Consider the following 15,238-nt stretch of genomic DNA (forward strand, 5'->3'; position numbering starts at 1 on the left):
ATCTGTAGTTGTTAGCTATTTGGCTGTCAGCTATTTTCGCGCGTTTTTTTCGCGCGTTTTGCTTTCAATTTTGCCGTGATCTTTTTGGTTTTGTCTGAAACTTTTTTCTTCTTGCCTGATTTATTGTTTGATTTGTCTTGTTCCGTTTTTTTCTTCTTACGGAACTCACTGTCTTGACGGAAAACACGATCTGACTCGAAATCGGCTAATTTTTTATAATCTCGCCCTTTTTTAGCATTTTTACGTTCAGAAGCCCCTTTTTTCGCCTTATCTCTTGCAGTTTTACCTTTATTACGAGCCTTGCGGGTGGTAGAAAGCAGGATAAAGTCAATCTTGCGCTCATCCATGTGAACCGCTTCTACACGAATTTCCACTTCATCACCGAGCCGGTAAGTCTGCCCGGAAGATTCACCTATCAGACGCTGGCCGACATTATCATATCGGTAATAGTCATTATCCAATGTTGAAACATGCACCAAACCATCAATGAAAAGATCATGCAGTCTGACAAAGAAACCAAAGCCAGTCACACTGGTAATCAGACCGGTGAAAATATTACCTACCTGATCTTGCATGAAATCACATTTCAGCCAGTCTGCTACATCTCTTGTCGCTTCATCAGCACGACGTTCAGTCATTGAACAGTGGTCACCCAATTGCAGCATCTGCTCCATATCGTTGTGCCAGCCACCCGTTGGTGTCCAATGCTGCTCAACAGTACCCTTCTCTTGTGCCAACAGGTATTTGATCGCACGATGCAATGCCAAATCAGGATAACGGCGGATCGGCGATGTAAAATGCGCATAAGAACGCAGAGCAAGACCAAAATGCCCACGATTTTCCGGATCATAGATGGCCTGTTTCATAGAGCGCAACAACATCGTCTGCAATAGTTCATGATCAGGTCGTTCAGCGACTATTTTCATCAATTGAGCATAGTCTTTTGGCTCTGGTGTCATGCCTCCCAATAGACTCAGTCCCAACTCATTAAAGACTGAGCGTAAATTCAGAATACTTTCTTCTTTCGGTCGGTCATGAATACGATACAAAGCGGGTTCACGATGCTTTTCAACAAAACGGGCTGCCGCAATATTCGCCAGGATCATGCACTCTTCAATGAGTTTGTGAGCATCGTTACGTGCTACCGGCTCAATACGCTCAATACGGCGTTCTGCATTGAAGATAAACTTTGCTTCTTCAGATTCAAACGAAATAGCGCCACGCTCGTCACGCGACTTATCCAATGCCTGATAAAGTTCATGTAAATGCTCAATATGCTTTACCAATGGTTTGTAATGCTCACGCAGCTCTTGATCACCCTGCAAGATTTTCCATACTTTGGTGTAAGTCAAACGAGCATGAGAATTCATTACAGCTTCGTAAAACTTGTATGAAGAGAGTCTTCCTTGGGCGGAAACCGTCATTTCGCACACCATACACAGGCGATCAACTTCCGGGTTAAGTGAACACAATCCATTCGACAGAACTTCCGGCAGCATTGGCACAACTTGCGATGGAAAATAAACTGAGTTACCACGGCTGCGTGCTTCGGTATCCAAAGGGGTTTGTGGGCGCACATAATAACTGACGTCTGCAATCGCTACCCATAACCGCCAGCCACCGCCCCGTTTTCTTTCGCAATAAACCGCATCATCGAAATCACGGGCATCTTCACCATCGATTGTAACTAATGGTAATTCTCGTAAATCAACTCGCCCTTGCTTAGCCGATTCCGGTACATTTTCATCCAGATCAGCGACCTGTTTTTCCACCGTTGGCGGCCAGTTATAAGGGATTTCATGGGTTCGGAGAGCAATATCAACTGCCATGCTCGTTCCCATCGTTTCGCCGAGTACTTCAACAATTTTGCCAATGGCTTTAGTACGGCGAGTCGGGCGATTCGTCAATTCCACAACGACGACATTGCCCATTCTTGCCCCACAGATCTCCTCTTTAGGGATCAAGATATCGAAACACAGACGGCTATCATCAGGAACAACGAATCCCATGCCGGCATCAATAAAATACCGTCCAACAATTTGGCTGTCCTTTGGCTCCAACACTCTTACAATACGAACTTCAACCCGACCTTTACGATCCGGACGCAAAGGTTGTGCCAGTACAACATCGCCATGGATCGCCATCTTCATCTGCTCTGCCGACAGATAAAAATCTTCTTTGTGACCCTCCACTCGCAGAAAACCGTAGCCATCACGATGACCAATCACTGTACCCTTCAATAAGTCCAATCTTTCTGGCAACGCATAACACTGGCGGCGAGTGAAAACTAATTGTCCATCACGCTCCATTGCCCGCAAACGGCGGCGCAACGCTTCCTGCGCATCTGCGCTGGTCAACTGAAGTTCTTGTGCTAATTCCTGACGACTTACCGGAGTGGTGTGTTTAGAAAGGATATCCAAGATATATTCCCGACTTGGGATAGGAGATTCGTATTTTTCAGCCTCTCGTTCCTGAAAAGGATCTTTTGACATCGCAATTCCTCTGTTGTCATCAGTAAGCTGTTTATCCCCATATTTCATTTCTTGCTTCATTTTGTCAGCAACAATTTATAAAGGGGACGATTGTCTTCGACCATATCGGCCAAAGTATATTGATTCAATTCTGCCAAAAATTTTTCTACCGCCTGATTCAATACTAATTTTAAACGACAAGCAGGTGTAATATGGCAACTACTACAGTTAACTAATCCAAGTGGTTCTAATGCACGAACCACATCACCGATTTTAATCTCGCTGGCGGCCTTACCCAGACTAATACCGCCATTTTTCCCCCTAACAGCATTAACTAGCCCTAAGTTACTCAGTTGATTAATTATTTTTACCATATGATTACGTGAGACACCGTAAACTTCTGTTACCTCAGTAATGTTTGTCATCTGGCCTTCTGGTAAAGAAGCCATATAAATCAGGGCACGCAAGCCATAATCGGTAAAACTGGTTAACTGCACACTTACCTCTGGGTGGCTGAATATAACGGGGGGTTATTGATAACCAAACAAACAGATATTATTGGTTTATCATTAGCTAGTCACATTATGTGGGTATTTTAAAAATTAAGCAAAACGAGCTGCTCCCTTTTCCTTCTATCTCCTCAAAACACAAAATCAGACAGTAAACATAACTTTTTGTGGCGAGTAATAAATTCGAAGCTATACGACTTTGCCAGAGAAAAAATCAAGGGCAATCGTTACAAGAAGCTGATGAGCATTTTAGCTCACCAGCAGATTATCTAAATATCAATTTATTTTACTTTATCAAACAACTTCGGCCTGTCTCCTGAAAAATCAATCCAGGGATTAGTCCCAAGCAACTCTGAATGAGATACGCTGGGATCAATATAACGCATTACAAAAATTTCCGGGCCATGTGCATATGCGACAAGTAAGCCTTGCTCTGCAATCAAGAAACCACCGTGAATACCCAATCCTGGATAACTGAGACGCACAGCCAAATCGTCTAAGCCAACGTAATCAACAGTCAAACGTACAACCACACCATCAGGTAATACGAGAACCAAGTTAACGGACCACCCGAAACTACGGTCATTACCTCATCAATACCCGCCCGCTATCCGCAGAGTTTACATGCAGCCGGCCAAATTTATTCAATACAGCTATTTGAGTTTCAGGCGTTATTGCCCTCATATCATACACTTTGGGATAAGGAGCCACATCCACTTCCGAAATTGATAAATAGCCTCCACGGTGAACTTCAGGTGTTCGTCCTGCCAGGCGGATTTGCTGGAGCAAATCCGCACGGTTTAAGTTGAAAATGGAAATCAACTTGTGCTGTTCCTCTTCGGTGATTGCACGAGTCTGAGTTTACCCTCCTAATCTGGATTGAACTTAGAAAAATTGAACTTAGAAAATAAGTGCAGAAAGAAGAGCAAAAATCGCAGTCATGCTGCATATATTACTCCTTTACAAAAACGCACTAATGACGATATCCGAATCATCGTTCATCTGGTAAATTGATGGAAATCACTTATATATGTTAATTATTCGCCGTATGGATGAACTTCGCCGCATCGACCTTAACCTGCTACTAACATTGCATGCTTTACTAACAGAAAAACATGTCACCCGAGCTTCTTTACGATTACATAAGAGCCAACCAGCTATCAGCCACGCACTCGCACAGCTTCGAACACACTTCAATGACCCTTTATTGACGTAACGGCCGAATGACTTTGACGACACGTACCCAGGCGCTGATACAACCACTCAATGACGCCTTGGGTAGCCTAAACAGTTTGCTAGGTACCTCTGAATTCGACCCATCGCAAGCCCATAGGCGTTTCCGGCTTTCCTTATCAGATTATGCCGCACGGATCATACTCCCCCCGCTAGTACGGTACGTTCGCAAATGGGCAACAGGGATTGATCTTGCGATTAGTCAGGCTAGCAGGGAAACGGTGCTACCAACCAAAGAAGAATTATCACTAGAGCAATGGCTACAACGTCCTCATGTGATGTTGGCCTTACGACCCGATGCAAATGACAAAATCGAAAAAAACTTATCATTACTAGGGCTAAAGCGGCATATTGCCTTAGCTCTGCCACACTGGAATGCAGCGGTGGAATTACTGCCTGGCACATTAGGCGAGAAAGAAGACGCCGCACATCGTTGGTTACATCAGGCTATATTGACTGTAGCCAATCCACTAAAACTATGTGCCGGGGTGAGTGAGCGCAGCCAACAAAGAGGCAACTTGAAAGACGAAAGGTATAAGTTAGAACCAATCAAAACCAAATAATACAAACTCATATATATTTTTTCGCGAAGCGACTGCTAAATACAAAGTTGCTACTGGAAAAGGGGGCATTAACTTGAGAAGAACAAGACGACAGGGATAAGTAGTACATATTGTGGGCTTACCAGTAACTTAAACCGGGCACAAAGCCCGGTTATAGATACTTTAAAGATTTAAAATCATCAATTAAGCATCAAATGGATCACGCAGGATCATGGTTTCAGAACGATCTGGGCCAGTAGAAATAATATCAACAGGAACGCCGGTCAGCTCTTCAACACGTTTGATATAGTTTAATGCTGTTGCTGGCAACTGGCTGTGCTCTTTAACACCGAAAGTGCTTTCATCCCAACCTGGCAGAGTTTCATATACCGCTTCCAGACCTTCCCAGTTTTCTGCGGCCAATGGCGTAGTCTCAATAACAGTACCATCAGGCTTACGATAACCAACGCAGATTTTCACTTCTTTCAAACCATCCAGTACGTCCAGTTTAGTCATACAGAAACCGGACAGTGAATTAATTTGGATAGCGCGACGAATAGCAACGATATCCAACCAACCAGTACGACGACTACGCCCTGTGGTTGCACCAAATTCCTGACCTTTCTGGCGCAAATATTCACCAGTTTCATCAAATAATTCGGTTGGGAATGGGCCTGCACCAACACGGGTGGAGTAAGCTTTGATAATGCCTAATACGTAATCAACGTAACGCGGACCCAAACCTGAACCAGTTGCAACACCACCAGCGGTAGTATTGGAAGAGGTTACATAAGGATAAGTACCGTGGTCGATATCCAGCAATGTACCCTGCGCACCTTCGAACATTACCAGTTCACCTTTCTGAGTTGCTTTGTAGAGCAGGTCAGAAACGTCAACTACCATGCCAGTCAGAATATCCGCAACTGCCAGAATATCATCCAGCGTTTTCTGATAATCAACAGCAGGTTCGTTGTAATAGTTAACCAATTGGAAGTTATGGTAATCGATGATTTCTTTCAGCTTAACTGCGAAAGTTTCTTTATCGAACAGATCGCCCACACGCAGGCCACGACGAGCCACTTTATCTTCGTATGCAGGCCCAATACCACGGCCAGTTGTACCAATTGCCTTAGCACCGCGCGCCTTTTCGCGGGCATTATCCAATGCAACATGATAAGGCAGGATCAACGGACAAGCTTCGGAAATAAGCAAGCGTTCACGTACAGGAACCCCACGTGATTCAAGCTCTTTCATCTCTTTCATCAAAGCATCTGGTGCTAAAACGACCCCATTTGCGATAATGCTAATGACATTTTCACGTAAGATCCCAGATGGGATTAAATGGAGAACGGTTTTTTCACCGTTGATGACTAGTGTATGGCCTGCATTATGGCCGCCCTGATAACGAACTACATATTTAGCTCGTTCAGTCAGCAAGTCGACGATTTTACCCTTGCCCTCGTCACCCCATTGGGTGCCCAATACGACAACGTTCTTACCCATTTCAAAAGTTCACTCGGTTGCTTAAAAATGGATTCTAACATCTCATTTAGCACCTTTCAGTATTTTTTCTCACTTCTGTTATTTCGTTTCGTCATATTAATGGGCTGCTAAGTAAACATTGGTAATGATAGCAGACAAAAAACTAGCATGAAAAAGCCACTGTAAATTCTCTTACAGTGGCTCAAATGAGTTTTCTTTTTTCAATTCAGGCGAATATAAAACAATTCACCTATCAGAACTCATTAGTTATCAGCACGATTAGCATGGTCACGCTGTTTAGTCGGATCTTTCATATAACGGAAGAAATCAGTATCTGGGCTGAGAACCATGATGTTCCCGTCATTCTTGAAGCTTTTCTCGTAAGCACGCAAGCTACGGATAAAAGCGTAGAAATCAGGATCTTTACTGAAAGCATCAGCAAACAGTTTAGTGGCTTCTGCATCACCTTCACCACGTAAAACTAGTGCCTGACTATATGCCGCTGCTTTAATCTCAGTAGCTGATTTGTCAGCCGCAGCACGGACCTTCTCAGCTTCTTCCATACCCTGTGAACGGTGACGACGTGCTACCGCTTCACGTTCTGCACGCATACGCTGATAGATTGCACCAGAAACTTCATCAGGCAAGTTGATTTGCTTGATGCGGACATCCACAACTTCAATCCCTAACGCAGCCATACTGTTCGGGTTGAAAGCGGGTTGTTCACCTTTAGTTTCTTTCTTCACACGGGCAGCCGCAGAGGCGATTGCGCTGTCTGCGGAAGAATCATCATCACTTGTACCCAGATTCAGAGCATTACGCACATCCGTCGTCAAACGACCACGGGAGTCTGTCACAATGCCACGAACATCCAGACGACCAATTTCAGAACGCAGGCGGTCACTGAATTTACGCTTTAACAGCACTTCAGCTTGAGAAATTGAACCATTTCCCGTTGCCAGATAATAGCTACTGAAATCTTTAATCCGCCATTTCAGATAAGAGTCAACGATCAGGTCTTTATTCTCACTTGTCAGGAAGCGGTCAGCCTTGATATCCATAGTCTGGATACGGGCATCAAGTGTTTTGACAGTTTCAATAAATGGAATTTTAAAATGCAGGCCGGGCTGATAAACCATTGGCTTATTTTCAGCATCGCGCATCACTTTGCCAAAGCGCAGCACAATACCACGCTGACCTTCATATACGATAAATAGCGATGAATACAGCACAACCAATACGGCGGCAATAGCAAAGACGAACGACTTACGCATGATTATGGTCTCCCTTGTCTTGTCGTATCACCACGCAGGTTGCTTGAATCATCATAGCCAGAACTGCCATAACCAGAATTACTATAACTAGATGACCCGTGTGTTAGTGTAGAATGTGTCGTGCTGCGTTGCTCCGATGTTACCTTCACTTCTGATGGCTTAATCTTTGCTTCTTCAGCTTGACTACGCAGAACCTGATCCAGCGGCAATACCAGCATATTGTTGCTCTTTTCATTTGCAATCACTTTACGGGTATTACTCAGAACACGCTCCATCGTCTCAATATAAAGGCGCTCACGGGTAATTTCCGGCGCAGCTTTATATTCTGGCAGGATTTTAGCGAAACTTGCCACTTCACCCCGTGCATTCAATACGACACTGACTTTATAGGCTTTAGCTTCTTCGATAATACGTTGAGCATTACCATTGGCAATCGGTAAGACAGAGTTTTTATAAGCTTCTGCTTCACGAATCGTTTTCTGCTCTTCTTCGCGGGCTGCGATAACGTCATCAAACGCCGCTTTCACCTCTTCAGGTGGACGTGCAGTCTGGAAGTTAACATCCAACAAAGTGATCCCCATATTGTACGGACGAATGGTTTCTTCCAGTACCTTTTGGGTATCGTTACGCACAATAGTACGATCCGCAGTCAGGATTTTTTCCATTGTGTATTTGCCGACAACCCCGCGTACAGCACTGTCAGTCGCCTGATGCAGACTGTTATCAGGATTAGTGACATTAAAAAGATAGGCGACAGGGTCAGTAACACGGTATTGAACGTTCATTTCAGCACGTACAACGTTTTCATCCGATGTCAACATGACACCCGATGTTGCCAATTCACGAACAGATTCAACGTTAACAGCACGAACCCGGTCGATAAATGTCATCTTCCAGTTCAAGCCGGGCTGCACGATATGGCTAAATTTACCCAATCGGGTAACAACACCACGTTCTGTTTCTTTAATTGTATAGAAACCACTTACAACCCAAACAGCAACTGCAGCAGCAACGGCGAGACCAATAAGACGCCCACCAAATTTAAGGTTCTGTCCAGAACCATTTCCACCTTTGTTTCCACCGAGACCACCGAGTTTTTCACTCAGTTTACGGAACAGATCGTCGAGATCAGTTGCCCCACGGTTTCGACCACCTTTATTGTTGCCGCCGGAGTTGCCGCCATTATTATTGCTGCTTCCCCACGGGTCGCGGTCCTGTCCGTTATTACCGGGCTGATTCCACGCCATGTTTTAGCTCCACTTTTAGTTTTTCACTGGTTTTTCAGAGGTGACTGCTCTCCACCCAGACGGGTGAGGCTTCCCACTTCACAGGCCGTTGCCTGTCCCTGACAGGTCTGACAGCGGCCTCCATGGGCAGAAACGATAACTTTCATCGTTTCGTAAGCAACCAATATTTTTGGTGATACTTTTGACAGTGCTGATTCCGTCACTGCAATTCTGGCACAGTCATTTCATCACCACCATTCCATCACCGCTATTCCATGACTTTAAGCACCTTGAAATGGCAGACAAAATGATACCTTGTTTGTCGTCCTGCGCCAATCAATCAGACAACATAGTCTGGTAAATTTGGCTCTTGTTTGCACAGACGACGCCAATCAACCATCGGCATCCTGACTTCAAGCCCTAACTGACCATCTTCTTCCATCCACTCACGCTCAATCGCCTGAAGCTGGTAAAAACGACTACGCAAACGCCCTGCTTCTGGTGGAAGATGCAATTCATAATGTGCAATTTCCCCTGAAAGACGCTCAGTCAGTGCCTGTAATAACAGAGGGATACCTTCTCCAGTCTGAGCAGAAAGCCAGACTCTCACCGGACGATTTTCTTCATCACGGTCAATACGGGGAACAAAATCAGCCAACATATCGATTTTGTTCATCACCAATAGAGAAGGGATCTCATGCGCCTCAATCTCTTCCAGAACACTATCAACAGCAAGGATATTTTCATCCAAACGATTATCTGAAGCATCAACAACATGAAGCAGCAATCTTGCCTGCCGGGTTTCTTGCAAAGTAGCCTTAAACGCTGCAACCAAATCATGAGGCAACTGACGAATGAAACCAACTGTATCAGCCAAGACAACCGAACCAACATCATTCACATTGATCCGACGCAACGTAGGGTCGAGAGTAGCAAAAAGCTGATCAGCAGCAAATACCTCAGCCAAGGTTATTCTATTGAATAAACTTGATTTTCCTGCGTTGGTATAACCGACGAGGGAAACAGTAGGAATATCTGCTTTGTTGCGTGCCTGACGCCCCTGTTCACGTTGCTTTTCTACTTTATTAAGACGCCCCAAAATCTGCTTGATTTTGTCACGCAGCATACGGCGGTCTGATTCTAGCTGGGTTTCTCCCGGACCACGTAAACCAATCCCCCCTTTCTGGCGTTCAAGGTGAGTCCAACCCCGAACTAAACGGGTGGATAAATGACGCAATTGTGCAAGTTCTACCTGCAATTTACCTTCATGCGTTCTTGCCCGCTGAGCAAAGATATCCAGGATCACACCAGTGCGATCAACAACACGGCATTGACACAGGCGTTCAAGATTACGTTCCTGAGCAGGACTGAGTGCATGATTAAACAGCACCACATCTGCGCCGCTGTTTTTGACTGCTTCAGCAATTTCTTCTGCTTTGCCTTCCCCGACAAAATATTTCGGATGCGGAGCCTTACGGCTTCCTGTCACTATCTGCACAGGAGAAACACCTGCGGAAGTCACCAATGATTCAAATTCACTGAGATTTTCCGTATCTTTTTCCTGTGAGAAAAAAACATGCACCAGAACAGCTAGTTCTCCGCCTTCATAACGATCAAACAACGGTGCAACCCCTCAGGCTGAGTAAAATCCATAGGAAAAACATAGGTAAAGTCTCCCTACCTATGTTTTTATTTTCGCCAGGCATTATCACTGATTTATTCAGCGATATCATTTTCCTGTTGTGCCGCCGAGCTAGTATTAGCCTGATAATTTCCTACACTGGATCCCACATTTGCATTGCTACCATGGTGAGACACTGGGCGGGAAGGCACAACAGTAGAAATGGCGTGTTTATAAACCATCTGACTGACTGTGTTTTTCAGCAAAATGACAAATTGGTCAAAAGATTCAATTTGACCCTGCAATTTGATGCCGTTGACTAAATAAATAGAAACCGGGACCCTTTCACGTCGTAATGCGTTCAGGAATGGATCTTGCAAAGATTGCCCCTTAGCCATTCTATATTTTCCTTATTTTGTTGTTTTTAACTAAGAACCCGTTGGTTCGAAAAATTAACTACTCAAAAATGACACTTTGTACTGATCAATTGTACACAATCAATAAATTTATGTACTAATAACCTGCATGACTGTATTTAGTGCTTGTTCAGGTTGATCACTGTCCAACCAAGTCACATTGTCCCAACTCCTGAGCCATGTGATCTGACGCTTCGCTAACTGGCGAGTCGCACAGATACCACGATAAACCATCTCATCATGAGAGATTTCGCCCACGAGATAAGACCACATCTGACGATAACCAACACAACGAATGGAAGGTAAATCTGTATGCAAATCGTTACGAGCATAAAGCGCTTTAACTTCATCTTCAAACCCTGATTTGATCATTTGTTCAAAACGGGCAGCAATGCGCTGATGCAGAACTTCACGGCTTGCAGGCGCAATCGCAAACTGATGAACACGATAAGGCAATACTTCTCCAGACGTTTCAGTCAATGTAGTTAGAGTTTTACCCGAAATCCGAAAAACTTCCAGTGCACGAGTAAGACGTTGTGGATCATTTGGGTGAATTCTTGCAGCAGCGACCGGATCAATCTCCTGCAACTGCTGATGCAATGCGTCCCACCCCTCTTCCGCTGCCTGCTGCTCAATTTGTGCCCGGACTTCAGGACTTGCAGAAGGCAATGGCGATAATCCTTCTAGTAATGCTTTGAAATATAGCATGGTTCCGCCAACCAGGAGTGGAATTCTCCCGGCAGCCGTAATTTCCGCCATGTGTTTCAACGCATCACGACGAAAATCAGCAGCAGAATAAACTTCGGCAGGATCCAAAACATCAATCAAACGATGAGGTGCCTGTACCTGTTCTTCTGCGGAAGGTTTCGCAGTACCAACATCCATGCCACGATAAATCAATGCAGAATCAACGCTAATCAGTTCAACCGGAAGATGCTGACGTAAAGCGATTGATAATGCCGTTTTTCCTGAGGCAGTCGGCCCCATGAGAAAAATGGCTATGGGCAATTGTTGAGTTTTTGAATCACTCATGATTAAAAAGTGCCACCACTGCTTGTAAATCAATTAATTGTAATAATCCCTCAGGCGGAGATTCCACCAGCTGAGGGCAAAGGCGCTCGACATCAGCTAAAAGCTGAACAGCCTGCGCAACGTTCCACGTTTCGTGTTCGCTCCCCAAATGACGGGAGAGCCAGATCGCCACCTGTTCTACAGAGGCCGATGGCTGCTCTATCAGATAGCCCAACAATGCCGGAAACAGTTTTGGCAGGTTCTGTTGGCGCAGAGGCAACGATACCGCATGAATGGTTACTTTTCCATGTGCGACAGTAGATTCAATGCCAAAAGTCTTTAATAGCTCACTATTCTGCTCCAAAATACTAATTTCTGCCTGATCAAGAGACAGTTTCAATGGAATAAGCAGTGGTTGTGATTTTAGCCTTTGTTCTCCCGGAGTTAACTGTGCCTGCCTCAACCAACGCTCCGCAACAGGTAAAGACAGCAACCCAATGCCTGACGCCGATTCAAACAAAACATAGTGAGAGGCATAAATACTTAATACCTTGCCGAAACTATAACTACCACTTTTCCCTTGTACGACAGTTGAATGAGTTGGTGTTAATGTCGTTTTTTCCGTGTCAGGAGTTGGTCTTCCAGAATCTTGTTTCTCAGGCGTTGCCTTTTCAGGAAATAATGGTTGTTTTTCCTCTGACTCAAACTGCATCAGTTTCTGATACAACTCCCCCTGTTTTTTCTGATAATTTTCCCCATGATAAGGCTGCCGGGTAGAGCTATGATCCGAACGCTCGCCTGAAGATGGATTTTTGCGTGGTTCTTGCCTTTGCTTATCATGCTGCCCGGACGAAGATGAAGAAACAGGGCGAGAAGGTGATGATGTATTTGAAGGCTGCTCTCCCGATAACGCCTTTGTTTGTTGGAGAAAATGGTTTTCTCCCGCAGAAGGCCGATTTTCCGGTATCCAATTGGCGGTATTCTCCTGACAATCAAGTGCCAGTCCAGCGCCATTACCCCGCTGTTTCAATACTGCTGCTACGCCCTGATAAATAAAATCGTGTACCAAACGCGCCTGATGAAAACGCACTTCATGTTTAGCCGGATGCACATTGACATCAACCTGATGCGGGTCGATCTCCAGGTACAGAACATAAGCGGGTTGCTGCTCTCCTTGCAGCAGATCTTGATAGGCCTGACGAATAGCATGATTAATCAGCCGATCCCGCATCATGCGTCCATTAACATAGCAATACTGAGTATCACCTGTCACAGCGGTATTCATCGGATCAACCACCCATCCCTTGATAGATAAAGAATCGTGCTGCCATGATAGTGCAAGTACCTGCTGCACAAATGCCGCGCCACAAATCGCTGCTAATCGACGTTCATGCTGAGATTCTTCTTTGGCCGGACGATACTGACGAACCAATTTTCCATTGTGATTCAGATTGATCGCCACATCCAGTCGGGCAAGTGCGATTCTGCGCATGACTTCATCAATATGGCTGAACTCTGTTTTTTCCGTTCTTAGAAATTTTCGACGGGCAGGCGTGTTATAAAACAGGTCTAAGACCTCAACCGTTGTTCCAACAGGGTGAGCAGCAGGTTTTACCGTTACTTCCATATCACGACCTTCAGCATAAGACTGCCATGCCTCGGCCTGATTTTCAGGACGAGATGTCAGCGTCAGCCGTGAAACGGAACTGATACTGGCCAGCGCCTCCCCTCGGAATCCCATACTGACAATGGCTTCAAGATCATCTAGAGAAGCTATTTTACTGGTAGCATGCCGAGCTAATGCCAACGTGAGGTCTTGCCTGCTAATACCACAGCCATTATCACGAATACGGATCAATTTTATGCCGCCACGCTCAATATCAATGTCAATGCGGGTAGCGCCAGCATCCAGGCTATTTTCCACCAACTCCTTCACTACCGATGCAGGGCGTTCAACCACTTCACCAGCAGCAATCTGATTTGCCAATTGTGGGGGTAATATCCTGATAGCCATCATTCGACCTTATTTACTGTTTCTTACGTATTACTTCTTATCTTACGTATACGGTTTAAAATTACTTTGGTGCTGTTTGCAACGGATTAGTCTGAAAATAGTGACGTAACCCCAGATGGATAGCTTGCGCTAATTTTTCTTGATACTGATTGGAACTCAACAATCCTTCTTCTGACGAGTTACTGATAAAACCCGTTTCTACCAAGATGGAAGGAATATCCGGTGAACGCAGAACCCCCAAACTGGCATGTTCTGGTGTACGTTTATGCAAAGAACCAACCTGAGTTAACTGATGCAAAACCTGAATAGCTACGTCATAACCTACCCGTTGTGAATGCCCGAATTGCAGATCCAGCACAGCCTGACTCAAAAAAGGATCAGTGCCATTGGCAAGAGCATCTCCCGCACCACCTAGCAATTCAGACTGTTTCTCATGCTGTTCCAACCAATTCCCCAATTCACTGTTCGCACGACGATTGGACAGTACCCAAACAGAAGCCCCCCTGGCACTACGATTAGGTGCAGCATCCGCATGAATGGAAATCAATATATTGGCTTTGTGCTTACGGGCAACCTCAGATCGTCCTGCTACCGAAATAAAATAATCTCCGTTCCGTGTCAGGACAGGTTTGAACATGGGATCATTACGCAGAAGTGCTTCCAGTTTACGTGCCACACTGATGGTAACATTTTTTTCCCGCAATCCCCGCTGCCCGATTGCCCCCGGGTCCTGCCCTCCATGTCCAGCGTCAATGGCAATAACAACTGGATATTTTCCTTTAGCTGCCTTGGTTAGCTGTTTTTTCACTACTTGTTCACCATGAGCAAATTGTTCACCATGAACAGGCGTAGTTTTAGCATTCTGTTTTGTCAGCATTGTACCAGAAGTTGACTTATTTGTTAGTAATTGCTTACCTTCGTTTGATCCTAGATTTTCTCTGAATGCAGGTTTTTTTTCCAATGTCGATGAACGACTCGCAGTACCATTTACTTTCAGAGTAAAGATAATCTGGTATTGATGACCTGATTGCTTCACAACGGACGTTGCTGTTGCCTTCTGCGCTAACTCCAGCACAATTCGCTTATGAAGTAAATCAGGTGGCTGACTGGTTCGGACTACTTTTACCAAATTCTGTTTTGCCTGACCTTTACCTGACAAATGCATTGGCAGCCCTGTGAAATTAGCGGATTGACGAATATCCACCACCAGTCTTTCAGGGTCATGCAGAGGGAAAAAACGATACTCAGGATGTCCGCCGGTGAATCCCAACGTCACGGTCGCTTCAGATGGACTATTGCTCACATGCACATTTGACAGCGTAGACGCCATTACTGTTGTCATAACCAGTTGGCTTAACATCACAAACAACACACAAACCATCAGCCAATGGGTTTGCCATTTTTGTATCATCTTCACGAAGAAGGCATTCATCATGGTC

General features: G+C 45.0%; 15 protein-coding genes. 2 read left to right on the top strand and 13 right to left on the bottom strand.

The features are described from left to right. Positions 1–26 precede the first annotated feature (26 nt). The 4 genes from rnr to HGO23_RS17915 form a co-directional block, all read right to left on the bottom strand. Entirely contained in the window at positions 27–2,492 is a 2,466-nt protein-coding gene (gene rnr / locus HGO23_RS17900) for a ribonuclease R (RefSeq protein ID WP_099134600.1), read from the bottom strand. 56 nt (positions 2,493–2,548) lie between these two features. Then, the gene (gene nsrR / locus HGO23_RS17905; protein WP_099134265.1) at positions 2,549–2,968 is read right to left on the bottom strand and encodes a nitric oxide-sensing transcriptional repressor NsrR; all 420 of its coding nucleotides are present in this window, start codon (positions 2,966–2,968) and stop codon (positions 2,549–2,551) included. A gap of 293 nt (positions 2,969–3,261) precedes the next feature. After that, complete coding sequence (locus tag HGO23_RS17910) at positions 3,262–3,537, bottom strand: hypothetical protein (protein ID WP_209027406.1); 276 nt, start codon at positions 3,535–3,537, stop codon at positions 3,262–3,264. 28 nt (positions 3,538–3,565) lie between these two features. Further along, entirely contained in the window at positions 3,566–3,802 is a 237-nt protein-coding gene (locus HGO23_RS17915; RefSeq protein WP_209027407.1) for a hypothetical protein, read from the bottom strand. Between the two features lie 226 nt (positions 3,803–4,028). On the opposite strand from HGO23_RS17915, the gene HGO23_RS19830 reads away from it, so the two are divergent. Both HGO23_RS19830 and HGO23_RS17920 read left to right on the top strand, forming a co-directional pair. Further along, complete coding sequence (locus HGO23_RS19830; RefSeq protein ID WP_244967973.1) at positions 4,029–4,196, top strand: helix-turn-helix domain-containing protein; 168 nt, start codon at positions 4,029–4,031, stop codon at positions 4,194–4,196. Between the two features lie 7 nt (positions 4,197–4,203). Next, positions 4,204–4,776 (top strand): type 2 periplasmic-binding domain-containing protein, encoded by a 573-nt coding sequence (locus HGO23_RS17920; RefSeq protein ID WP_244967839.1) that lies wholly within the window; start codon positions 4,204–4,206, stop codon positions 4,774–4,776. Between the two features lie 183 nt (positions 4,777–4,959). Here HGO23_RS17920 and HGO23_RS17925 read toward each other — a convergent pair whose 3' ends face one another. From HGO23_RS17925 to amiB, 9 genes are all read right to left on the bottom strand, one after another. Then, entirely contained in the window at positions 4,960–6,258 is a 1,299-nt protein-coding gene (locus HGO23_RS17925; protein ID WP_099134263.1) for an adenylosuccinate synthase, read from the bottom strand. Between the two features lie 242 nt (positions 6,259–6,500). Further along, on the bottom strand, positions 6,501–7,511 hold the full coding sequence (gene hflC / locus HGO23_RS17930) for a protease modulator HflC (RefSeq protein WP_209027408.1): 1,011 nt from the start codon (positions 7,509–7,511) through the stop codon (positions 6,501–6,503). Positions 7,512–7,513: 2 nt separating this feature from the next. After that, positions 7,514–8,758: an FtsH protease activity modulator HflK gene (hflK, locus tag HGO23_RS17935; RefSeq protein ID WP_099134261.1), complete on the bottom strand. Its 1,245-nt coding sequence runs from the start codon at positions 8,756–8,758 to the stop codon at positions 7,514–7,516. 23 nt (positions 8,759–8,781) lie between these two features. Then, positions 8,782–8,961, bottom strand: a complete 180-nt coding sequence (locus HGO23_RS17940; protein ID WP_169923000.1) for a hypothetical protein — start codon at positions 8,959–8,961, stop codon at positions 8,782–8,784. Positions 8,962–9,077: 116 nt separating this feature from the next. Further along, positions 9,078–10,358, bottom strand: a complete 1,281-nt coding sequence (gene hflX / locus HGO23_RS17945; protein WP_209027409.1) for a ribosome rescue GTPase HflX — start codon at positions 10,356–10,358, stop codon at positions 9,078–9,080. A gap of 95 nt (positions 10,359–10,453) precedes the next feature. Next, on the bottom strand, positions 10,454–10,756 hold the full coding sequence (hfq, locus tag HGO23_RS17950) for an RNA chaperone Hfq (RefSeq protein ID WP_099134259.1): 303 nt from the start codon (positions 10,754–10,756) through the stop codon (positions 10,454–10,456). A 108-nt stretch (positions 10,757–10,864) separates the two neighbouring features. Then, positions 10,865–11,806, bottom strand: coding sequence for a tRNA (adenosine(37)-N6)-dimethylallyltransferase MiaA (miaA, locus tag HGO23_RS17955; protein ID WP_209027410.1), 942 nt, complete (start codon positions 11,804–11,806; stop codon positions 10,865–10,867). Beyond that, positions 11,799–13,799 (bottom strand): DNA mismatch repair endonuclease MutL, encoded by a 2,001-nt coding sequence (gene mutL, locus HGO23_RS17960; RefSeq protein WP_209027411.1) that lies wholly within the window; start codon positions 13,797–13,799, stop codon positions 11,799–11,801. Before mutL ends, miaA begins: the two co-directional genes overlap by 8 nt. Before the next feature lie 61 nt (positions 13,800–13,860). Next, positions 13,861–15,234, bottom strand: a complete 1,374-nt coding sequence (gene amiB, locus HGO23_RS17965; RefSeq protein WP_209027412.1) for an N-acetylmuramoyl-L-alanine amidase AmiB — start codon at positions 15,232–15,234, stop codon at positions 13,861–13,863. Between the last annotated feature and the right edge of the window lie 4 nt (positions 15,235–15,238).

Origin of the sequence: Xenorhabdus budapestensis, from assembly GCF_017743015.1 — a bacterium.
GTDB lineage: Bacteria > Pseudomonadota > Gammaproteobacteria > Enterobacterales > Enterobacteriaceae > Xenorhabdus > Xenorhabdus budapestensis.

Bases quoted from the DNA above. Each gene is read 5' to 3' on its own strand.
- HGO23_RS17920 (WP_244967839.1), top strand. From the start codon at position 4,204: ATGACTTTGACGACACGTACCCAGGCGCTGATACAACCACTCAATGAC.
- miaA (WP_209027410.1), bottom strand. From the start codon at position 11,806: ATGAGTGATTCAAAAACTCAACAATTGCCCATAGCCATTTTTCTCATG.
- hfq (WP_099134259.1), bottom strand. From the start codon at position 10,756: ATGGCTAAGGGGCAATCTTTGCAAGATCCATTCCTGAACGCATTACGA.
- mutL (WP_209027411.1), bottom strand. From the start codon at position 13,799: ATGGCTATCAGGATATTACCCCCACAATTGGCAAATCAGATTGCTGCT.
- HGO23_RS17925 (WP_099134263.1), bottom strand. From the start codon at position 6,258: ATGGGTAAGAACGTTGTCGTATTGGGCACCCAATGGGGTGACGAGGGC.
- rnr (WP_099134600.1), bottom strand. From the start codon at position 2,492: ATGTCAAAAGATCCTTTTCAGGAACGAGAGGCTGAAAAATACGAATCT.
- HGO23_RS19830 (WP_244967973.1), top strand. From the start codon at position 4,029: ATGGATGAACTTCGCCGCATCGACCTTAACCTGCTACTAACATTGCAT.
- amiB (WP_209027412.1), bottom strand. From the start codon at position 15,234: ATGATGAATGCCTTCTTCGTGAAGATGATACAAAAATGGCAAACCCAT.
- hflK (WP_099134261.1), bottom strand. From the start codon at position 8,758: ATGGCGTGGAATCAGCCCGGTAATAACGGACAGGACCGCGACCCGTGG.
- hflC (WP_209027408.1), bottom strand. From the start codon at position 7,511: ATGCGTAAGTCGTTCGTCTTTGCTATTGCCGCCGTATTGGTTGTGCTG.